The organism is Acinetobacter sp. GG23 (genome assembly GCF_057766365.1).
This window is the reverse complement of sequence record NZ_JBYMDJ010000002.1, coordinates 310,622-332,085: the sequence shown is the minus strand read 5'-3', so window position 1 is coordinate 332,085 and position 21,464 is coordinate 310,622. Positions and strand designations below refer to the sequence as shown.

General features: G+C 40.3%; 17 protein-coding genes. All 17 read right to left on the bottom strand.

Translation table 11 applies throughout. The features are described 5' to 3' along the window. Positions 1-78: 78 nt before the first annotated feature. The 17 genes from tfpZ to AC3CAU_RS04565 all read right to left on the bottom strand — a co-directional run bounded on the left by tfpZ (position 79) and on the right by AC3CAU_RS04565 (position 21,382). Complete coding sequence (gene tfpZ, locus AC3CAU_RS04645; protein ID WP_447053712.1) at positions 79-816, bottom strand: TfpX/TfpZ family type IV pilin accessory protein; 738 nt, start codon at positions 814-816, stop codon at positions 79-81. Between the two features lie 229 nt (positions 817-1,045). Further along, positions 1,046-2,926: a hypothetical protein gene (locus AC3CAU_RS04640; RefSeq protein WP_447053713.1), complete on the bottom strand. Its 1,881-nt coding sequence runs from the start codon at positions 2,924-2,926 to the stop codon at positions 1,046-1,048. 68 nt (positions 2,927-2,994) lie between these two features. Then, positions 2,995-3,435, bottom strand: a complete 441-nt coding sequence (locus tag AC3CAU_RS04635; RefSeq protein ID WP_447053714.1) for a pilin — start codon at positions 3,433-3,435, stop codon at positions 2,995-2,997. A gap of 208 nt (positions 3,436-3,643) precedes the next feature. Beyond that, on the bottom strand, positions 3,644-4,204 hold the full coding sequence (locus tag AC3CAU_RS04630) for a TPM domain-containing protein (protein WP_447053715.1): 561 nt from the start codon (positions 4,202-4,204) through the stop codon (positions 3,644-3,646). Further along, entirely contained in the window at positions 4,198-5,229 is a 1,032-nt protein-coding gene (locus AC3CAU_RS04625; protein WP_447054344.1) for a TPM domain-containing protein, read from the bottom strand. The genes AC3CAU_RS04630 and AC3CAU_RS04625 overlap by 7 nt, the downstream gene beginning before the upstream one ends. A 79-nt stretch (positions 5,230-5,308) precedes the next feature. After that, a complete protein-coding gene (locus tag AC3CAU_RS04620) occupies positions 5,309-5,899 on the bottom strand; it encodes a LemA family protein (protein WP_424618947.1) in 591 nt (196 codons plus the stop codon). A 144-nt stretch (positions 5,900-6,043) separates the two neighbouring features. Continuing rightward, on the bottom strand, positions 6,044-6,931 hold the full coding sequence (locus AC3CAU_RS04615) for a metal-dependent hydrolase (RefSeq protein WP_447053716.1): 888 nt from the start codon (positions 6,929-6,931) through the stop codon (positions 6,044-6,046). A 314-nt stretch (positions 6,932-7,245) separates the two neighbouring features. Further along, positions 7,246-8,667 (bottom strand): FAD-dependent oxidoreductase, encoded by a 1,422-nt coding sequence (locus tag AC3CAU_RS04610; protein WP_131217369.1) that lies wholly within the window; start codon positions 8,665-8,667, stop codon positions 7,246-7,248. A 73-nt stretch (positions 8,668-8,740) separates the two neighbouring features. Beyond that, positions 8,741-13,216, bottom strand: coding sequence for a glutamate synthase large subunit (gene gltB, locus AC3CAU_RS04605; RefSeq protein ID WP_447054345.1), 4,476 nt, complete (start codon positions 13,214-13,216; stop codon positions 8,741-8,743). 453 nt (positions 13,217-13,669) lie between these two features. After that, positions 13,670-14,530 (bottom strand): hypothetical protein, encoded by an 861-nt coding sequence (locus AC3CAU_RS04600; protein WP_424618941.1) that lies wholly within the window; start codon positions 14,528-14,530, stop codon positions 13,670-13,672. 3 nt (positions 14,531-14,533) lie between these two features. Then, positions 14,534-15,619 carry a 3-dehydroquinate synthase gene (aroB, locus tag AC3CAU_RS04595; RefSeq protein ID WP_424618939.1) on the bottom strand — a complete coding sequence of 362 codons (1,086 nt, stop codon included), beginning with the start codon at positions 15,617-15,619 and terminating at the stop codon, positions 14,534-14,536. A 17-nt stretch (positions 15,620-15,636) separates the two neighbouring features. Further along, positions 15,637-16,185 (bottom strand): shikimate kinase AroK, encoded by a 549-nt coding sequence (gene aroK, locus AC3CAU_RS04590; RefSeq protein WP_131217374.1) that lies wholly within the window; start codon positions 16,183-16,185, stop codon positions 15,637-15,639. A 36-nt stretch (positions 16,186-16,221) separates the two neighbouring features. After that, complete coding sequence (locus tag AC3CAU_RS04585; RefSeq protein WP_424619004.1) at positions 16,222-18,345, bottom strand: type IV pilus secretin PilQ; 2,124 nt, start codon at positions 18,343-18,345, stop codon at positions 16,222-16,224. 61 nt (positions 18,346-18,406) lie between these two features. After that, positions 18,407-18,934 (bottom strand): pilus assembly protein PilP, encoded by a 528-nt coding sequence (locus AC3CAU_RS04580; protein ID WP_424618937.1) that lies wholly within the window; start codon positions 18,932-18,934, stop codon positions 18,407-18,409. Beyond that, a complete protein-coding gene (locus AC3CAU_RS04575; RefSeq protein ID WP_131217380.1) occupies positions 18,934-19,683 on the bottom strand; it encodes a type IV pilus inner membrane component PilO in 750 nt (249 codons plus the stop codon). Before AC3CAU_RS04575 ends, AC3CAU_RS04580 begins: the two co-directional genes overlap by 1 nt. Beyond that, on the bottom strand, positions 19,680-20,321 hold the full coding sequence (locus AC3CAU_RS04570; RefSeq protein ID WP_131217382.1) for a PilN domain-containing protein: 642 nt from the start codon (positions 20,319-20,321) through the stop codon (positions 19,680-19,682). Before AC3CAU_RS04570 ends, AC3CAU_RS04575 begins: the two co-directional genes overlap by 4 nt. Then, positions 20,321-21,382 carry a pilus assembly protein PilM gene (locus AC3CAU_RS04565; RefSeq protein WP_131217384.1) on the bottom strand — a complete coding sequence of 354 codons (1,062 nt, stop codon included), beginning with the start codon at positions 21,380-21,382 and terminating at the stop codon, positions 20,321-20,323. The genes AC3CAU_RS04570 and AC3CAU_RS04565 overlap by 1 nt, the downstream gene beginning before the upstream one ends. Between the last annotated feature and the right edge of the window lie 82 nt (positions 21,383-21,464).

Below are 21,464 nucleotides of genomic sequence, written 5' to 3'. Positions count from 1 at the left end.
TCAAAACACGTGCCAATAAATATTATATATAAATCAAGAATATATTTATATAGATTTACTTTATTCAGAAGAAATTCACTACCATGGTCTTAAATTGACAATTTTTGTAGGTTGACCTGTCTTATCCAGTAAGACCACCATATCCATTTCTGGTGCTTTCAATGGCAACCAATGATTCGCTTTATTTAAGATGCTCTTTTCAGATGAATCAATTGTGTTATAACGACGAAGTTCATCCATAGGTTTCGCTTTATTTAATATTACTGAATATTTAGTATTTAATGCCCTGTAACTCTCTGGTCGTGTTGTTAAACTAATGCCATCAAAAATTTCATCTTCTTTTTGCTGTTTTCGAATGACAGGATCATCTGAATAAGTTGCTGCAATCCATTGGGGCTTTTCCCAAAAATGAACTTGAAATTGCTCTGGAATTTTTACATTAGGTTGTAATTGGCTCTTTGATATAATCTCGAAATCATCAACAACAAAGACCAACCAAGCAGGTCGTCCTTTTTCTAGTGTATATAAACCAAATAAAAAAGCTGAGACTTGAATAATAAGAATAATGACCATATCAAAGATGAATTTGATTTTATCCTTTTTATAGACAAATGCTGTGAGTAGCGGGCCTAGTATGAGATCGACAAACAATAATATGGCATAAACCGTCAAGACGCCTGTGGCGTGTTTTAATGCACCCGGATACCATATATAAAAAATGAATACTAACGAAATTAAAAGTAAGAATACTGAAAAAATAAGATGACCCAAAAATGCTTTAAATCTTTCTTGAAGACTCACACTTCCACTGATCATTCTAAACCTCTCTATTCGAATAAATTATTACTTTTAAATCAGCTAAACTGATTACTTTAATCAATATAACAATCACAACACTTAATCATTCAACCTTTCATTTTGAACCTTTTAAAATTTGAAATTACAGCTTAATTCCTCTAATGTATTTAGAACTCCAGAGATTCACCTACGTCAAATTAGGCATACAAACTTAGGAGTGAATTACACATTTCCATCATAAATATTTTTAGAATTTTTGCTTAGAAACTTTATCGCAAACTTCTTTGTCCTCTCTTTCTTTACAATATTGATGGATTATTGATGGAGTATAAATATAATTTTTACCGCCTCGTTTTAATGTTCTTAATTTTTGCTGATTATATAGCTCAATTGCCTCATCATACTGTTTATTGGCATATAAAACTGCTGCTAAATAATAATTTAAATATTCTTTTTGATCATCCAACAAATACCAATCTGCAATTTTTAAATTTTTAATTGCGCCTTGAATATCGCCTTTGAATTTAAGCAGGGCCAAGGCATACAATGCATACGCATCTGACATTTGAACTGCACTTAATACAAAATAATCCGCTTTTTTTCTTGCTAAAATGTTGTTGTGTTCATGCAATTTTGGCAAAACATCTATTACGCCTTCGAAATAAGACAGACTTTCTGCATCATTTATATTATATAGAGCTGTGGCATAGGTTATTTGCTCCCCTACTTCTAATGCTCCATGTTTAGCAATGTAATCATTACCAATTTTAATAACTTCATTGAATTTTTTATTATGAATCAAAGCATTTAAATAATTACTACGAGCTAAATTTGAGTCTGGATGAGTTTGGTAAGCCCAATACCATAAGCTATACTCATTACTCCAAAACGGAACAATGGTTTTTACAGTTACAAGCGCCAATGCAAACCAAAAAGTTAAAACAAATAGCCCTAATAATAATATTTTTTTGTATGAAATGTTTAATAGATTAATTATTTTTTTGTATGGTATGAATACGATAGCCATGACAACAAATACCATAGGTAATGTTAAAAATCGGCTATGACCAATGTTGTCAGCAATCCCAACAGGAATAAAATAGAGCACCATAGAAAGATAAATAAATGCACAAACTGCTAACAACCCACTAATATTTCTTTTAAAAATTGCGAAATAGAATAACAATAAAACAAAAAAACCACTTAGATAAGCACCAAATCTGGTTAAAAAATTCTGATTTATGGCACTTAATGGCTGCAATAGTGAAGTACTACTGAATGGGGAAAATATTTGAATAAAATAGTACTTTATAGCATGCAAAGGAATTATATTTTGCAATATTGTGACTTCAAAATAATTTTTAGTGATATTTAAACCAGCCCCATCAATAGAAATTACTCTTAAAAACACATAAAAACAGAAGAATGAAATTAATAAAAAAACCAAGTTAGGCTGTTTTGATAATATAGCCTTAATTAATTCTAAATATGATTTACTAGGTTCAAAAATAACGTAAAAAATAAAAAGGATAAGCGGCAACCATACAGCAGCTTCCTTACTCAATAAAGCACATAAGTAACAAAATGCGATTGCTAATCCTGACAACCAACTTATAGACTCTTCACTGTTTTTATATTTTATACTAAAGATAACCAAAGCTAGCAAACTAAATAAAGTATATAACTGATCGAAGCGTCCAGATACCCATGCTGTCGACTCTATCAAAGAGGGATGTGTTAGATACAACAATGTTGCTAAAGTAGCAGGAATAAGTGGATTACTATATTTTAATCTTTTAGCAACCACATATACCAATGCATACAATAAAGTATTATTTATAATAAATATGATTAAACCGATAGTATGAGATATGCTTGAATCTAATCCAAATAGATGAAACTCAGCATGCCAAAATAAAAATACTAAGGGTCTGAAATAGCTTGTATTGGGTAGCACTGGCCCTGAAATTAATGACCACGATAAAGGTTGCTCAACCAATCCTGTTTTATTGACAAATAATAATGCATCATCCCATACATAATCGGCATGAAATATAGGAGAATATAGATATATGATTAAAATGAAAAAAAATATTAATGTAAAACTTATTTTTAAACTTTGTTTCATTTATCCATATACCCCTTAAAAAAATACAAGACCTCAATTGAGGTCTTGTATTTTTATATCAATATTTATTATTTACATGCATTTGGACGATATTTCGCAATAATTGTACCACCAGTACACGTCCAATCTGAACCTTTATCAGTAGTTGCGAAGAAAATAGTAGAACCACTCGCATTACCTGTTGTCATGGTAACTGTCACTGTGCCAGCAGGCCATGTACCACTAACTGCATTACTTACTGTTGCATATTTACCTATAAGCGTTGCTGTAATTTGCGTACTAGTTGGTGTTCCTGTAGGTGCAACTAAACCTGTCGGCCAAGCACCCTTGTCTGCTGCATATTCAGCTAGAGGTGATTTTAAACCGCCACCCAAAGTTACAGCTTCAGAAACTTGTGCACGTGTAATGTAGTCTTGGTAAGCAGGAATCGCAATTGCAGCCAAAATACCGATAATTGCAACAACGATCATTAATTCGATAAGGGTAAAACCCTTTTGTACTGTATTCATAACATTCTCCACAAATGTTTTTTGTTTATTTATAAGCTTTGTAAAGCTAATTTAGCTTAATTTATAGTTAGCACTAACTGTGCCAAATTTGATTATAATAAAATTCACAGAAAAAACAGCAATTTGTAGAAATAAAATTGTTACAATGTAGTTTTGTTGTTTAATTTAGTAAAAAAGTGACGTTTTACGTCACTAATCCACCTATTTTTTAACCCAGTATTATCGGATTATTACTCAATTCATTCTGCTGATCTATTGTTGACTGCGCATAAAAATTATTTAACATACCGCCTATATTAAATACGCCCGCCATAACAGCTTCCCGATATTGATGTTTGGAAAGTTGTTCAGTCATTTTAAGGCAAATTTCATCCCAAACAACTTGTTCCGTTGCTTTCTTTATTCCCCGATCAATTACAATTTCAACTTTTTGTTCACATAAATTTAGATATAAAAGAATGCCACTATTAAACTCGGTATCCCAAACACCCAGTTCAGCAAAAAGTTGTCGTGCACGCATTTGAGTATTTTGATAGTAGGCTTGATTTGAAGGAATATTTCCCTCAATTACCACCTGAATTTCTCCTGCATGTCCATATTCCGCTTCCCTCACTGCCTGTGCGATTGCATATTGATCCATTTTATTAAAATAGCGTTTAGCCGCCGGCATATAGAAAAAATGCTTTAACCAGCGTTTAAAGCTTGGTTGAGTTACTTCTTCCATTTTAGGCTGTGTGATAATTTCTGTTGTTTCTGTTTTAGTTACCATGATCCTGATGCTCCTCCCCCGCCAAAACCACCGCCTCCACCGCTATATCCACCACCACCTCCAAAGCCGCCACCACGTCCTCCACCACCGCCACGACCTGCAGACGCTAAAAATAGCTGAAAAATAGTTTGCGCAATAGCCGTAATCAGTAAAAAGAAAATTCCACCACCGATCAGTAAACTGGTGACCAGTCCAGCTCCATTCACCAAACCCGCTACAGTTCCAACAACGGCGGCAGTAGAGGCACTTAAAGGTTTACCCACAATAAACGAGCCAATAATTCCTGCAATTAAAATAAACAAGGCCGTACTAAAAGTTTTTTCTTTGGCTTGCTGTTCATGTAAAGCTTTTTCTTGACGCTCTTTCAGCTCTTGTGCAGCTTTTTGTGCTACTTCCGGATCCATATTGAGTATTCTTTCTATCTCAATCAGACCCGCATCAATCCCTTGTGCATATTGTGCCTGTTTAAAATAAGGCGTGATCTGATTTCGAATAATACGACTCGCCACAATATCGGGTATCACACCTTCCAAGCCGTAACCGGTCAAAATTTGAATACGATGATCATTTACTGCAATTGCCATCAGCAAACCATTGTCTTGCTTGGTTGAACCGAGTTGCCATTTTTCAGCAATACGCATGGCAAAATCAAAAATATCTTCTTGTCCTGTAGTAGGCACAATCACCACCCCAATTTGGGCTTTACCCTGTTGATGTAGCGCTAGAATTCGCTGACTAATTTCCTGCTGCTGGCTTTCAGTTAATATATTTGCCTGATCTACAACCGGTGAGTTGAGCGTTGGCAGTCCACGAATCGATTCACCCTCAGCCATGTCATTGACAATTTGTGGCGATGAGACTGTTGTGTCAGTCGCCTTCTCTTTGGCTGCTTTCTGATTTTGAGAGGTCTGCTGCTGATCCTGAATGATTTTACTGGTAACGATAGCCTCAGCATTTTCATCTGTAGCCGTGGCGACTTCACTCCATGTAACCGAACTGATAAGCACACCAAAGCAAACTAACATTGCTTGCAGCAAAGTTATGGATGAAAAGTATTTTTTATAAGAATCAGACATCAGCAATCCTTATTCAGCAATCAATGAATTAGTCGAAAGATACTTTAGGGGCATTTTGTGCACCTTGTTCAGCACTAAAGTTCGGTTTGGTATGCATCCCAATCACTTTAGCCGTCATAACCTGCGGGAACTGACGTGAATAGGAATTAAAGTCTTGAACTGTCGTAATATAACGGTTACGTGCGACTGCAATCCGGTTTTCAGTCCCTTCAAGTTGAACCTGTAAATCACGGAATTGTTCATTGGCTTTTAGATCGGGATAATTTTCAGAGACTGCGATCAAACGCGATAATGCACTGGTCATCTGCGCCTGTGCTTGTTGATATTTTTGAAATAAGGCAGGATCTTCCAAAACTTCTTTATCTACTTTTAATCCGGCGACATTCGCACGGGCTTGGGTCACTTCTGTTAGAACTTTTTCTTCATGTTTGGCATAACCTTTTACAACATTCACCAAGTTGGGTACAAGGTCGGCACGGCGCTGATATTGGTTTTGCACTTCAGACCAGGATGCTGTTACCGCCTCATCTTTGACCTGTAGTGTGTTATAGCCGCAACCAGATAAGGTTAAAGTACTTACAAGAGCCATAGTGACTAAACTTTTTTTCATTACGTTCATAAATTTATATCCTCTATATTTCTTTGTATTTGTTTAAATATTTTTATTGTAAACATATTTAGGCCGAGTTCTGTTTAATTTCAGTACTTCAGAGCTTGCATAAAAAAGGGCCAATATTTCTATTAGCCCTTGTGGTTTAGTTGCCTAATTGATTAAACCTAGTTTTAATTCATGTTGAAAACTTTTCATCTGGTAATCTTCTGCCAAATGCCTTTTCCAATAATTCACCATTTTGCTGTAATCAATTTCCGAAGGATGAAAATCAGTTTTAAAATAAGATAAGTATTCTGGCATGAGTTGTACAAACATCTTAGCGAGTAAATAAAGACCAAAGATATTGCCGCCAGCTTTCGGCAAGCTTTTACGTTTATCCTGTAGAAACAACCGTGTTGCAGAATAGAAAGTAAGGCTGGCAAAACCTGTAGTTACGCTACGCATAATCATACGTCGGATTTTATCATCGCCATAAACGGCTTGATAGACATCAAAAGCCACTGCACGATGCTCAATTTCTTCAATCGCATGCCACACCCAAAGCTTTACCGCATCATCATCTAAAGTGGCTAACACTTCTGGATGTCGAAGAATATATCCGCCCAGTAATGCCGTAAAATGCTCAAAGGCACAGGTAATAGCCAATTGAATTTTAGGATGTAAATTTTTGACATAGTCATTTTTACGCGCAAGCCATGCCTGAAAGCGATCTAAATTATAATCCTCACTCCGCCAAGCAGCATTGAACTCGGCATGGGCTTTTGAATGCATCGCTTCCTGCCCTATAAAAGCCGCGATCTGTGCCTGCAACTTTTCATCTTTGACTTGATCACGCACATTCCGAACGCTATGCACAAAGAACTGCTCGCCAATCGGAAACGTTGAAGAAAGTGCAGTCAGTAAATGTGACATTACGGGTGAATTGGCAAAATAGTGTCTGCGAATCAGTTTTGGGTTAAATTGCAGCTTTCTGACTGTAATTCCCATATCTTTTGGACGATTTTGATATGATTTTTCTGTCGCCACTTGTTGTGTCATAGTCTTAATCCTAAAAATTGATCAGATAATAAGCACAGTATGGACAGCAATTTTTATGAGAGGTATGGCAGAAGCGCTTACTGGATTTGCGAAAAGTTTCAAAAGTTTTTTCTTCTAAAATTTTCCCTCTCCTTCTAGCAGATATGTTGTCGAATTCTCACAATTTACTTTTGAAATTCCGCCCTCTCTCTAACCCCCTCCCAAAGAGAGAGAACCTCCATTACATTTACTACTTTCTCATTTTCTCAACGTAAAAACCCGCCGAAGCGGGTTTTTAAAATTTATTTAAAGCTTAATCAGATGCGAGATTCTGCTTATATATCCAAATAATCCAGAATACCTTCAGCTGCTTCACGACCTTCCCAGATTGCAGTAACCACCAGGTCAGAGCCACGAACCATATCACCACCGGCAAAAATTTTCGGATTAGATGTTTGGAACCGGTATTGTTGCTTTTCAGCTGCAACCACACGACCCGAACCATCTAGACCAATATTTGCGCCTGCAAACCAGTCTGCTGGACTTGCACGGAAACCGAACGCTAAAAGTACTGCATCCGCAGGTAAAACTTCTTCTGAACCTGGAACTGGTTCTGGACTACGACGACCACGGCTATCTGCTTCACCCAATTGAGTTGTCACAACTTTAACACCTGTGACTTTACCGTTTTCACCGACAATTTCAATTGGCTGACGGTTGAACATGAAGTCCACACCTTCTTCACGCGCATTTTTTACTTCACGACGTGAACCCGGCATATTTTCTTCATCACGGCGGTAAGCACAGACCACAGATTCCGCACCTTGACGAATTGAAGTACGGTTACAGTCCATTGCAGTGTCACCACCGCCCAATACAATCACCTTTTTGCCTTCAACGCTGACATATTCAGAAGCGTCTTTTTCCCAGCCTTGGGTACGATTCACATTGGCAATCAGGAAATCAAGCGCATCATGCACACCCTCAAGATCTTCACCTGCGAAACCGCCTTTCATGTAGGTGTATGTTCCCATACCCATGAATACCGCATCATAGTCAGCAAGAAGCTGCTCGATGGTGATATCTGTACCGATTTCAGTGTTTAAACGGAACTCAACCCCCATACCCGCGAAAATTTCACGGCGGCGTTTCATAACGTCTTTTTCCATCTTGAATTCTGGAATACCGAAAGTTAATAAACCGCCAATTTCAGGGCGTTTATCAAATACGACGGGTTTAACACCATTACGTACCAGAATGTCTGCACAGCCCAAACCTGCAGGACCTGCGCCAATAATCGCAACTTTTTTATCTGTCCATTTTACGTTGGACATGTCTGGACGCCAGCCCAAAGCAAAAGCGGTATCATTGATATATTTTTCAGCATTACCAATGGTGACTGCACCAAAACCGTCATTTAAGGTACAAGCACCTTCACATAAACGGTCTTGCGGGCATACACGACCACACACTTCTGGCAATGTGTTGGTTTGATGGCAAAGTTCCGCTGCCTGAAAAATACGACCTTCAGCAATCAGTTTTAACCAGTTTGGAATGTAGTTATGTACTGGACATTTCCATTCACAATACGGGTTACCACAACCTAAACAACGGTGCGATTGATTGGTCGCAATTTCCGCTGTAAAGGGTTTATAAATTTCCACAAACTCTGCTTTGCGGACAGTGAGATCTTTTTTCTCTGGATCTTGGCGTGCTACATCCAGGAATTGAAAGTCATTGTTTAGGCGCTCTGCCATGTCTCTCTCCGTGGGTAGGTGTAGTCGGTTTATTTATCCGCTACACCTGCCTATCAATCTGTTCGTCGTGGAATTATTGTGGATCAGCTTTGGTCGTTTTCAAAAGCGTTTGCAAATTAGCAGCTTTTGGTTTTACAAGCCAGAATTTACGGCTGTAATAATCAAACTCATTGCGGATCTTGTACGCCCAGGCACTACCTGTCTCTTTAATGTGTTCATCGAGGATACGAAGCAAGAATTCTTGATGTTCTTCCATCGCCTCTGTAGAGATACGGTTTAACTCGATTAACTCATGGTTATAGTGATCCACGAAGTCATTATCCAGGTCAAGTACATAAGCAAAACCACCGGTCATGCCGGCACCGAAGTTATGGCCTACTTTACCCAGTACAGTCACAATACCACCGGTCATGTATTCACAACAGTGGTCGCCTGCCCCTTCAATCACGGCAAATGCGCCCGAGTTACGCACTGCAAAACGTTCACCTGCAGTCCCTGCCGCAAAGATTTTACCGCCAGTTGCACCATACAGGCAGGTGTTGCCAATAATGGCAGTGTTTTGAGTCTGGAAAGGAGAACCTTTTGGCGGGAAGATCGAGATACGGCCACCTGCCATACCTTTACCCACGTAATCGTTGGCATCGCCTTCAAGTTTGATATGCAAACCGCCGGCATTCCAAACACCCAATGACTGGCCTGCTGTACCTTTCAAATTCATGACTACAGGATGTGTTTCCATACCCAAGTTGCCATAACGGCGCGCAATTTCACCTGAAATACGTGCACCAATTGAACGGTCACAATTGACAACATTGTAGTTAAACTCGCCACTCTTACCCGCTTCAATGGTCGGAAGCATCTCGAGTACCATTTTCTCAGCCAATAAGCCTTTATCAAATGGCGCATTGCCTTGAACTTGGCAATATTGCGCTTTACCTTCCGCAGAAGGATGCGAGGTTAACAAGGCACTTAAATCCAAGTGAGCATGTTTGTCTGTATCGCCCGGTAAGACTTCAAGTAAATCTGTACGACCAATCAAGTCTTTCAAACTTGACACGCCTAAAGCCGCCAACCATTCACGCGTTTCTTCTGCAATGAAGTGGAAGAAGTTGATCAGCATTTCTGGCTCGCCAATGTAATGCTCTTGACGTAAATGGTCTTGCTGAGTTGCTACACCAGTTGCACAGTTATTTAAGTGGCAAATACGCAAGTATTTGCAACCCAACGCAATCATTGGCGTTGAACCGAAACCGAAGCTTTCAGCACCTAAAATAGCCGCTTTAACCACGTCTAAACCTGTTTTCAAACCACCATCGGTTTGTACACGTACTTTGCCACGCAGGTCGTTTACACGAAGGGCTTGATGCGCCTCACTTAGACCCAACTCCCATGGCGAACCCGCATGGTGAATTGAGGAAAGTGGAGAAGCCGCCGTCCCACCGTCATAACCGGAAATGGTAATGAAATCGGCATAGGCTTTTGCTACGCCTGCCGCAATGGTGCCTACACCCGGTTCAGACACCAGTTTCACCGAAACCATCGCTTGAGGATTGACTTGTTTCAAGTCAAAGATCAATTGTGACAAATCTTCAATTGAGTAAATGTCATGGTGTGGAGGAGGTGAAATTAAAGTCACACCTGGAACTGAGTAACGTAAACGGGCAATCAAGCCATTCACTTTACCACCCGGTAACTGACCGCCTTCACCCGGTTTCGCACCTTGCGCGACTTTAATCTGCAACACTTCGGCAGACGTTAAGTATGCTGGTGTCACACCAAAACGACCGGATGCAATCTGTTTGATTTTCGAGTTACGGATGGTGCCATAACGTGCAGGATCTTCACCGCCCTCACCCGAGTTTGAACGACCACCAATGGTGTTCATAGCAATCGCAATCGCTTCATGCGCTTCCGGTGATAATGCACCTAAAGACATTCCCGCAGAGTCGAAACGCGGCAAGATTTCTTCAACAGACTCTACTTGCTCAAGCGCAATTGAATTATCAGTTTTTAGTTTGAATAAATCACGAATCGTTGCAATTGGACGAGTATTCACTAATTCTGCATATTCTTTAAAATCAGCATAATCACCCGAACGCACTGCTCTATGTAATGCATTAATTACATCCGGATTAAATGCATGGTATTCCTTGTCGAATACAAATTTCAGCAAACCGCCTTGATCGATTGGCTTACGTGCTTTCCACGCATTTTCAGCCAATTTTTTAAGATCATTTTCAAGATCAGCAAATGTTGCACCCTGAATACGGCTTGGCACGCCAGTGAAGCATTTGTTCACGACTTCATTGGATAAACCAACGGCTTCGAATAACTGACCACCACGATAAGACGCAACCGTTGAGATACCCATTTTAGAAAGAACTTTGAGCAAACCTTTCTCAATCCCTTTACGGAAGTTCGCTTGGGCATGAATTGGATCACCCAACAATTCACCTTTGGCAATCAAGTCATTGATCACGTCATAAGCTAAATATGGATAAATTGCAGTGGCACCGAAACCTAGGATCACCGCGAATTGATGCGCATCACGTGCCAGACCGGTTTCTACAATGATGTTGGCATCGGTACGTAAACCCACTTGAATCAAGTGGTGATGTACTGCGCCTGTTGCCATGAGTGCATTGGCTGGCAAATAACCTTTACGAATTTTCTTGTCTGAAAGCACCAGTAAAGTTTTGCCATCACGAATCGCTTGAGCTGCTTCCTCACAGATACGTGCAATCGCTGCCTGCAAACCTTCACTTGCCACATAGTTCAAATCGATGTCGGCAATTTCGTAGCCTTTACGACCCAAAGTACGCATCTGATGCATTTTTGAGTTTGACAATACCGGGCTAGAAATGATCAGGCGATCTGCATGTTCAGGGCTTTGTTCAAATACATTCTGCTCACGGCCCAAACAAGTTTCCAATGACATCACGATTGATTCACGCAATGGATCGATCGGTGGATTCGTTACTTGTGCAAACTGTTGACGGAAATAATCCGATACATGGCGCACCTGACGGGACAATACTGCCATCGGGGTATCATCACCCATTGAACCGACTGCTTCCTGACCGCTTTCTGCGATTGGACGGAGCAATTGATCACGTTCTTCAAAGGTCACCATGAACATTTTTTGTGAGGCTTTTAAGGCATCGCCTTTTAAGCCTTGATCACATAAATATTCTTCAAGTTCTGGGCTACCTTGTAAACGAATTGAGTTTTCACGTAACCATTCACGATAAGGACGCATTTTTTTCAAGTGGTTGCTGACATCTTGAGTATCAAGCAGTTTACCCGTGAGGGTATCAATCACCAGAATTTGACCTGGACCAACACGACCTTTAGAAATCACGTCTTCAGGTTGATAGCCCCACACCCCAATTTCTGATGCAAGGGTGATGTAACCATTTTTGGTAATCACCCAACGTGCAGGACGTAAACCATTACGATCCAGCATACAAATGGCATGACGACCATCCTGAATCACCAGACCCGCAGGACCATCCCAAGCCTCCATGTGCTTGGAGTTAAACTCGTAGAATGCACGTAGATCTGCATCTAAAGTTTCAACGTTTTGCCAAGCAGGTGGAACCAGCATGCGTAGTGCACGGAACAAGTCCATACCACCGCCGACCAGGATTTCCAGCATATTATCTAAGCTTGAAGAATCCGAACCGGTACGGTTCACAATTGGATTAAGCTCGGTTAAACCAGGAAGTAATGGGTTTTCAAATTTCGGAACGCGTGCCATTGCCCAGTTACGGTTTGCAGTAATGGTGTTAATTTCACCATTGTGTGCAAGATAACGGAACGGCTGTGCTAAAGGCCAACGCGGCAAGGTATTGGTCGAGAAACGCTGATGGAAGACCACAATGTGTGATTCCAGACGCGGATCTGCTAAATCGGTATAAAAGTCTGCAATTGCTTCAGGCATCATCAAACCTTTATAGGTGATGACAGTTGAACATAATGTAGTGACATAGAATGAAGAATCATTGCTCAGCAATTGTTCCGCACGACGACGCGCCAGGAATAACTTGCGGTTAAATTCAACTTCAGTGACACCCATTGGGCAATTGACAATAATCTGTTCAAATGCCGGCATCGATTGAAGTGCAATTTCACCCAAAGCCTCGACATTGGTTGGAATCACACGCCAAGCAAGGACTTTTAAACCTTCAGATTCGATTTCTTTGGCTAAAACCTGTTTTGAATGGGCTGCAATTGCCGGATCAAGATTTAAAAATACAGTGCCGACTGCAAAGATTTCGCTTAACGTGATGTCACTAAGTTTTTTTGCTTCTTCACGGAAAAATGCTTTCGGCATAGCCAGCAATAAACCACAACCATCCCCTGTCTTGCCATCTGCGGCAATACCACCACGGTGGGTCATACAACTTAAACTATGAATCGCGGTCTTGACCAGATCATGGCTTGCATCACCCTGCATATGGGCGATTAAACCAAAACCACAGTTATCTTTAAACTCATCCGGTTGGTATAAACCTTGAGCGGGAGCTACAGTATTAGGCGATGGCATGTGCATAGCGTACCCTTCTTTCAACATGGCCCATAAAGCGGGCATCTAACAATCAAATATCTTCTTTGTGATTTAGTCCAATTTACTTACACTCAGATCAAGATTGGGCAGAATCATTTTCTCCACCACCTAAGATAATCGCATTTCATCTTCTGTGCATGGATCAATTACAAAAAAATTTGCTGGTTTTACGCACTCTTTTAAAGCAGGTAAATTCAGTAACTTCGCACAATCATTGAATCTTTTCGCGCCAAAATAGGGACAATTCCTCAATTCATGCACCAATAAAGCAAAAATGATGCCAATTCAAAAAAGAGGTAGCTAAATGTTTTAAATATAGAAATATTAAAGTTTCAAATGCTCACATTTATTTTATTGAAACAGTTTTTCGCACTATATTTGTGCATTTAAATATTTTTATAACTCAATTTGCTCTATTTTAGAACTCTATTTTTAATTAAATGGGTCACTAATTTCTTGTTCTGGTGTTTTATTTGCTGAATTATTCTGGGGTTTTGCTTTTGGTGCAGATTCAACTGAAGAATGTGACTGCTGTACATCAACAACGTTCCCTTCTTCATCGCGACGTGTAACCGTGGTAGTGGTAGTTGATGCCTTCGGAGCAACCGCAGGTTCAGTCGGCTTGGATTTAGGTGGAGCCAAAAGACTCTCATCAATGCGAGGTAATGGTGCAGATTTTAAATTGACTGCATATAGTTTGCTATTAGAACCCATTTCATCTGCCCCCGTGTCATTGACCAAGGCAGCATAATTTTTGACATCCTGAACTTGAGGTTGAATAGACTTGGGAAACTGGAATGGCAACTGTTTAAGGGCTTGCTTTGCTTGATCGCCATTTCGGTAGATACCATAAAGCAGAACATATTGTTCAATTTGATTTTCACCACTTAGGCGAATGTAGAAAAAGTTTTTACGGTCGGACTGTTTTTTTAAAAAACTTCGAATCACATCCTCTTTAGTCACGCGAAATAATTCAATGGTAGAGGCACTTTTATTCTCAGTCACAAATTTAGTGCCACGAAATTCCGGTTCATAGCTGCCAGTATTTACCACGCGTGTAGTCATTTCTAAAGGACGCACCTCTTCTTGAAGTGCACCAAGAAGGTTGGTTGCAGCGACTTTTTCCGGTTGAATTTGCAATTCAGATTCAGTTTCAGCGGATTTTTCGACTTCGACCAAAGCGTCAGTATCGGTGATTGCCCAAAAAATAAGTGCTGCAAACAGACATACCAACCCACACACTAGCCAGATATAGTTTTGAATACGTTGCCATTGTGTACGGATGGTTGCCATGACTTATGCCTTCTCTTGATTCGCCAAAATCGCTTGTTTCATCAATTCCACATCAAATTCTTTGGTAATTACTGCCTGTCCTAAAGATTTCATCAGCACAAGGCGTAACTGTCCATTCAGCACTTTTTTATCATGTGCCATATAGGCGAGGAATTCATCCAGTGGAATAGCTGGGCATTTTACGGGTAAATGGGCACGCTGAATGATTTTTTTTGTACGCTCCAAGTCTTTTACAGAAATCCATCCCAGACGTTGCGATAAATCTGCGGCCATCACCATACCGGTGGCTACAGCTTCACCATGCAGCCAAATACCATAACCCAAGTAGGATTCAATCGCATGGCCAAAAGTATGGCCTAAATTAAGTAAAGCCCGTTCCCCCTGCTCTTTTTCATCATTGGCCACAATTCGTGCTTTATGCGCACAAGAACGGTAAACCGCCTCAGCCAGCAATGCTGAATCACGCCCAACCAAGCCATCCATATTTTCTTCAAGCCAGACCAAGAAATCCGGATCACCCAATAAGGCATATTTAATCACTTCTGCCAAACCTGCTGACAGTTCACGATCAGGTAAAGTCGAAAGCTGCGACATATCGGCAAGCACCACTTGTGGCTGCTGGAAAGCACCAATCATGTTCTTACCCAAGGGATGATTAATACCCGTTTTCCCGCCCACACTTGAATCGACTTGAGACAGAAGCGTAGTAGGTACCTGAATGAAGTACACACCGCGCTGGAAACATGCGGATGCAAAACCAGCCATATCCCCGATCACACCGCCACCGAGAGCCAGAACAGTCGCATCACGATTAAATCCTGCTTTTAATAAGGCATCAAAAATCAAATTTAAATGTTCAATGTTTTTGTATTTTTCCCCATCAGGCAAAATACATGTTGCAACTTTTTTACCTAAAGCTTTAATCGCAGTCAAATAATGCTCTAAATACAACGGCGCAACCGTAGTATTGGTCACAATCATCACTTGCTTACCTTTGATATAAGGCTCCAGTAATGATTCTGGATTTAAATCACTGCCAATAAAAATAGGATATCGGCGATCGCCAAGTTCAACATGTAGAGTTTGCATGAAATTAAAACCGTTAATTAGACTAAATCTGCTTCTTGAGAAACAATCATATGTAAGATTTTTTGAGCCAGATCACGTGCAGCCCCCTGATTCGTTTCAATAATGTAATGAGCAACTTCTCGATATAAAGGGTCGCGAAGGGCCAATAAATCACGTAACTTTTGTTCAGGATTTTCAACTTGCAACAAAGGACGGTTTTTATCCCGGTAAGTTCGCTGTAATTGAATCTCGACAGGAGTATAAAGATAAACAACAATTCCGCGTTGTTTTAAAAATTCACGATTAGGAGCTTGAGTCACTGCGCCCCCACCAGTTGCGAGAACCAGTTGCGAACGAGCCGTGAGTTCATCAATCACCATGGTCTCACGGTTACGAAATCCCTTTTCCCCTTCTTTTTCAAAAATCCAAGGAATTGTCGCACCTGTTTTCCGTTCAATTTCATGATCACTATCAAGAAACTCGCGTCCTAAAAGTTCTGCCAAATGACGACCAACAGTAGTTTTCCCCGCCCCCATTGGCCCTACCAAATAAACATTTGGTAGGGTTTCAAACTCATTGCTTGGCAAGGAGTCACCTATTTATTCTGCTAAATTCAAAATATATTAATGATTTCTTGAAACACTGTCATTAACAATTCGTGGTGTAACAAAAATCAATAGCTCTCGTTTATTATCCGACTTGATATCTTTACGGAATAAACGACCCACGTAAGGGATATCACCCAAGAATGGAACTTTAGTTTGTTGGTTTGAGGTTACTTGCTCAAAAATACCACCCAGTACTACTGTCTCGCCATTATCCACCAAGACATTGGTATTAATTTGATTTTTATTAATCGTCAATTGTCCAGTTGGTGTCGCATTTCCTGGAGTATCGCTGGTGATATTGAGTAACATTTGAACTTTACCATCAGGCGTAATACTTGGTGTTACATCCAAGCTCAGTACAGCATCAATAAATTCAGTAGTTGAAACAGCATTTGCACCCCCACCTTCCGATGATTGGTAAGGAATCTGTGTACCTGATGAAACTTTAGCCATCTGTTTGTCAGCGGTTAAAACTTTTGGTGTGGAAATCACTTCACCATAACCGTCTGCTTGTAATGCAGAAAGTTCCAAATCCAGCATAAAGTCAGACAAGCTGATTAAACCAAAGGCAATCCGGCTCGCACCTGGACTGGTTACCCCTAAGTCCACATTTAAGTTCTGTGGACGCTGAATTGTATATTTACCATCATCATCCGGCGTTTTTAAATCCCATAAGGTTGTATCACTACCACCCACCAGCAAACTATTGTTTTGATTAATCCCTTGCGACAATATCCCCCACTTCACGCCCATCTCTTTACTAAACTCTGTTGAAGCACGAACAATACGCGCTTCCACCATCACTTGTTTGACTGGGATGTCTAGCAAGTCGACCATTTTTCTGACCTTATCAATATTCTGTGCCGTATCATTAATAATCAGTGTGTTGGTTCGCGCATCAGCGGATAGCGTTCCCCGTGGGCTTAATAACGTTTCAGTAGAATTGTTGTTACTACTACCATTACTGGAATTACCGTTATTTGAAGATTTTGTCTGCGTAATCAGTCTTTCGATATCCGCAACCTTGGCATAGCTAAGTTGCATGTACTCTGTCTGAATTGGTGCCAATTTTACGCTTTGCTCTATCGCCTTCGCCTGCTCTTCTTCTGCTTTAATTAATTCAGAGACTGGCGCAATCCAGATGACATTCCCGTTACGGCGTTTATCTAAATTCTTGGTTTTTAGAATAATGTCTAGCGCCTGATCCCAAGGCACGTCTTTTAAGCGCAAGGTAATATTCCCTTGTACCGTATCCGCAGTCACCATATTGATTTCAGTGAAGTCTGCCAATAATTGCAGCACACGACGTACTTCAATGTCCTGAAAATCTAGAGAAATCTTTTTGCCGGTATAATTATTCGCGGCTTTCAGTTTAAGCGGATTTTTATCTTCAGGTCGTTTTAAACTGATCGTGAGTTTATTGTCCGCCTGATATGCCATATATTCATAGCTACCAGAAGTTTGAATGGTAATTACACCATTTCCACCATTATTATTTGCATCAATTGTAGAAACTGGCGTTGCAAAATCATTTACATTTAAACGGCGAGCCAAGTGTGCAGGCACTTTATTACCTAAAGTACGTACGACAACTTTACTACCTTGCTGCTGCACATCAACCTGTGTGTTGGTGCCGAGCAAATCAATCACCACCTGCCCTTCGCCTTGACCACCGCGCTGGAAGCCAATATTGGAAATGCCTTGGGTTGATCTTTGACTTTGAGCCACTACCTGCTGCGGTGCAAATGCATTACTCGCAGCAGAATTAATTTTTAAAATAAAAGTATTACCTTCTATACGTGTGGTAAAGGCACCAGCATCGGCCAAATTGACCGTCAAACGTGAACGTTGTGCATCAGAACTGACCTCTACAGAACTTGCTTCTTTGGTTGCAACCGCAATAGTGTTTTGCTTTAAATTTTGCTGTGCTTTATCAAAATCCAGAATCAGACGTGAAGGTTGTTCTAATTGATACGCTTGTGGCTGTGGAGGCAAGCCATTAAACATGACACGAATTTCTGTGCCCTGACCTGCAACTTGCATCGGTACAATATTGGTAATACCGACTTGTGCATTGGCAACTTGCATTACTGCGATTGCAACAGCACCCATAGAAAATTGACGGAACAAATGGTTCATTGTATTGCCATCCCCAAATATAAAATCTTTGAAACTGTTATTCATTTTTATTCCTTTAAACTTAAGGCGCTGGTCCAATTAATATCAGACTTCTTGGACGCTCTACATATCCTTCCCGTCCATCTGGAATAATTTCCATGAGATCAATTTGTGTTGGCGTGATATTCACCACACGACCATGATTCACACCCATGTAACTACCACGTTGTACGCGCTCTATTTCGCCATCTGGTGTTTGAATTAATGCCATGATCTGCCCAGCTTGGCTACGCATACTGCCCTTCATATTCAAGGATTCAATGGCATAGCTTTCTAAAGGTTGCAACTGGCGTGACAAATTAGGATAGACACGCTTGCCTGCCATCACTCTCAATTCAGCAGCAAGCGAGCCCGGTAAAAATGGACTTTTCAGTTGGTGCGCTGCATAGTCAAATGTCGGTACCGGTGGAAAAACCGGTGCCGGTTCAATCGGTAATGGCGGTTGATTACGAATAATCGCCATCTGCTCATTGACCGCATCAATACGAGAATCACACCCCACCAATAACAAACCCAATAACAGGCTTAAAGTAATTTTTTCTATTTTCATTACTGTGCCTCTCCAGTTGTAGCAGGTGAGCTAGCAGTGCCGGAAGCAACAGTTCCATCAGCTGACTGGTTATTGTCTGTAACACCGATATAACGATAGGTTTTGGCTTTAACGTTATAGGTAATTTGAGGAATATCGGTTTTCTTCTCTTTATTTTCCGTAGCAGTAATATCAAAATCATGTAAAGTAACAATACGCGGAAGTGCGGCAATACCACTCACGAAAGAACCAAAGGCATGATAATCACCTGTTGCTTCAATAGAGATAGGCTGTTCAATAAAGAACTCTTGTTTTATTTCATTTTCTAAACGGATATTTTTAAATTTCAGTCCTGAATTTACGCCACTGACGTTAATATCTTCAACCAAGCCTGGAATTTCAGTTTCTTTAGGTAATTGTTCAAGCTGCTGATTAAAATTTGCTTCCATTTCTTGTAACTGTGCTTGCAACTGCTGCAAATTACGGAGCTTTGAATCTTTTTCACGAAATTCATTCAGTAAATTTTGCTCTTGAGCACTGGCATTGGATATGGCTTCTATTTGTCCTTTAATCATCACAAAATAACCCAGAATACCAATCATCATCACAATTAAAATCCAGCAAGTGATTTTAACGGATAATGGCCAGCTCCCGTAATTATTCATATCCAAAGTATTGAACTGCTGAAGAAACTTATCCAACGTCATCTTCTTTTTAGGAGTAACAACACCTTCATTTGGGTTTAATTCATCAAATTCATCGAGACTCATTGTGCTGCCCCCACTGTTGAATTAGCTGTATTTTGTGGTGCTTCGGACGTAGTAGGTTGTGCAATTTCATCCAAGTCAGCAGTAATGACGAATGTACCATAACCTTCTTCAACACGCGGAACCACTGAACTAGGCACCTTATCTTTTTGTTCTTCAACAGCTAAAAAAGAGTTCATAAAGGCATTTCTATACCAAGCTGATGCTTCTAAATTACGCAAGAACTCTGCAACCGTGTTCGGACTTTCAGCTTTACCTTCGATGGTAAACTTATCCCCTGTACGAACAAATTTCGTAATATAGAGATTACTTGGCGTAACGCGTGCCATTTCATCAATGAGACGAACCGCAATCGGGCGTTGTCCTTGTAAGCCTTGAATTAACTTCATGCGCTCAATAATGGCATTTCGTTGATCTTCCAAGCCTTCCAAGGATTTCAATTGTACATCAAGATTTTGATTGGTACTTGTAATCAGTTGATTGGCTTGCTCTTGATCCTCAAGTTTATGATCGTAATAAAACCACGCCAATGCCACCGCTAAAGCCCCGATTAATGCCATCCCAATACAAATTGTAATAAATTCTTTTTTTCTTTTCTCTCTTAGCTCATCACGCCAAGGGAGCAGGTTAATTCTCGCCATTAATCAAAACTCCTCAATGCCAAACCGCATGCCACCATGAGTGAGGAAGCATCATTCTCTATCTTTTTAATATCAATTTGTGGAGAAAAGCCCATTTGTAAAAATGGGTTGGCAATAGTCACACGATAACCTAGTTTTTGTTGGAGTAGCTTCGCGAGTCCCGGAATATTGGCATTACCGCCTGCCAATAAAATATGATCGATCTCATTAAATTGTGAAGATGAGAAAAAGAACTGTAATGATCTGGCTGCCTGTTGAACCACTGCTTCTAAATAAGGTTCTAAAACTTCGATATCATAATCATCTGGCAATGAACGACTTTTCTTGGCACGGCCGGCTTCATCGAAAGATAAGCCATAGCGATTTTGAATTTCCTGAGTGAGTTGTTTCCCACCAAATACCTGCTCACGCGTATAAATCACTTTATTATTTTGCATGACTGATAAGGTGGTCATGGTATGGCCAATATCTAAAATACCGACTGTATTGACACCCATAGGTAAAGTATCGGAAAACACTTGATATGCATTTTCAATAGCAAAACTTTCAACATCAGCAATTTTTGGTGTTAAGCCGGCAAGCTCTAAAACTTCAGAACGTGCTTCAACATTTTCAAGACGGGTCGCCACCAACAGCACATTCACCCGATTCGGGTTTGCCAGACGTTCCGGCAACACCTCAAAATCAAGACTCGCTTCATCTAAGGGGAAAGGAATATATTGCTCGGCATCCATACGAATCTGAACTTCTCGTTCGTCATCGGTCATATCCGCATCCATCTCAATGGTTTTGGTAATCACCATTGAAGTTGGAATTGCCAGGGCTGCAACTGTAGATTGGGTATTTGCCAGATTAAATGCTTTCTCTAATGCTTCCCCCACCGCCTCTGGATTTAATATATTTTTTTCGACAACACTACCTTCAGGCAAAGGCACTAATGCATAACTTTCAACCCAATATCTATTACCGCTTTTAACAGAAAGTTCTAACAATTTAACAGAAGTAGAACTAATATCTACCCCAATTAACCCCTTACTTGGCTTACGATATAACCTGAGCACAATATAATTCCTATTATTTTTTTATCCCCACTGAAAGTAACCTACTAATTGGGGTTGGTCTATAATTTTATACAGATACAAT

Excerpts from the sequence above, each read along its gene's own strand:
- AC3CAU_RS04615 (WP_447053716.1), bottom strand. The coding sequence starts at position 6,931 with ATGACACAACAAGTGGCGACAGAAAAATCATATCAAAATCGTCCAAAA.
- AC3CAU_RS04580 (WP_424618937.1), bottom strand. The coding sequence starts at position 18,934 with ATGAAAATAGAAAAAATTACTTTAAGCCTGTTATTGGGTTTGTTATTG.
- AC3CAU_RS04610 (WP_131217369.1), bottom strand. The coding sequence starts at position 8,667 with ATGGCAGAGCGCCTAAACAATGACTTTCAATTCCTGGATGTAGCACGC.
- gltB (WP_447054345.1), bottom strand. The coding sequence starts at position 13,216 with ATGCCATCGCCTAATACTGTAGCTCCCGCTCAAGGTTTATACCAACCG.
- AC3CAU_RS04575 (WP_131217380.1), bottom strand. The coding sequence starts at position 19,683 with ATGAGTCTCGATGAATTTGATGAATTAAACCCAAATGAAGGTGTTGTT.
- AC3CAU_RS04625 (WP_447054344.1), bottom strand. The coding sequence starts at position 5,229 with ATGTTAGTTTGCTTTGGTGTGCTTATCAGTTCGGTTACATGGAGTGAA.
- AC3CAU_RS04630 (WP_447053715.1), bottom strand. The coding sequence starts at position 4,204 with ATGGTAACTAAAACAGAAACAACAGAAATTATCACACAGCCTAAAATG.
- AC3CAU_RS04585 (WP_424619004.1), bottom strand. The coding sequence starts at position 18,345 with ATGAACCATTTGTTCCGTCAATTTTCTATGGGTGCTGTTGCAATCGCA.
- AC3CAU_RS04635 (WP_447053714.1), bottom strand. The coding sequence starts at position 3,435 with ATGAATACAGTACAAAAGGGTTTTACCCTTATCGAATTAATGATCGTT.
- tfpZ (WP_447053712.1), bottom strand. The coding sequence starts at position 816 with ATGATCAGTGGAAGTGTGAGTCTTCAAGAAAGATTTAAAGCATTTTTG.
- AC3CAU_RS04600 (WP_424618941.1), bottom strand. The coding sequence starts at position 14,530 with ATGGCAACCATCCGTACACAATGGCAACGTATTCAAAACTATATCTGG.
- AC3CAU_RS04640 (WP_447053713.1), bottom strand. The coding sequence starts at position 2,926 with ATGAAACAAAGTTTAAAAATAAGTTTTACATTAATATTTTTTTTCATT.
- aroB (WP_424618939.1), bottom strand. The coding sequence starts at position 15,619 with ATGCAAACTCTACATGTTGAACTTGGCGATCGCCGATATCCTATTTTT.
- AC3CAU_RS04570 (WP_131217382.1), bottom strand. The coding sequence starts at position 20,321 with ATGGCGAGAATTAACCTGCTCCCTTGGCGTGATGAGCTAAGAGAGAAA.
- AC3CAU_RS04620 (WP_424618947.1), bottom strand. The coding sequence starts at position 5,899 with ATGAACGTAATGAAAAAAAGTTTAGTCACTATGGCTCTTGTAAGTACT.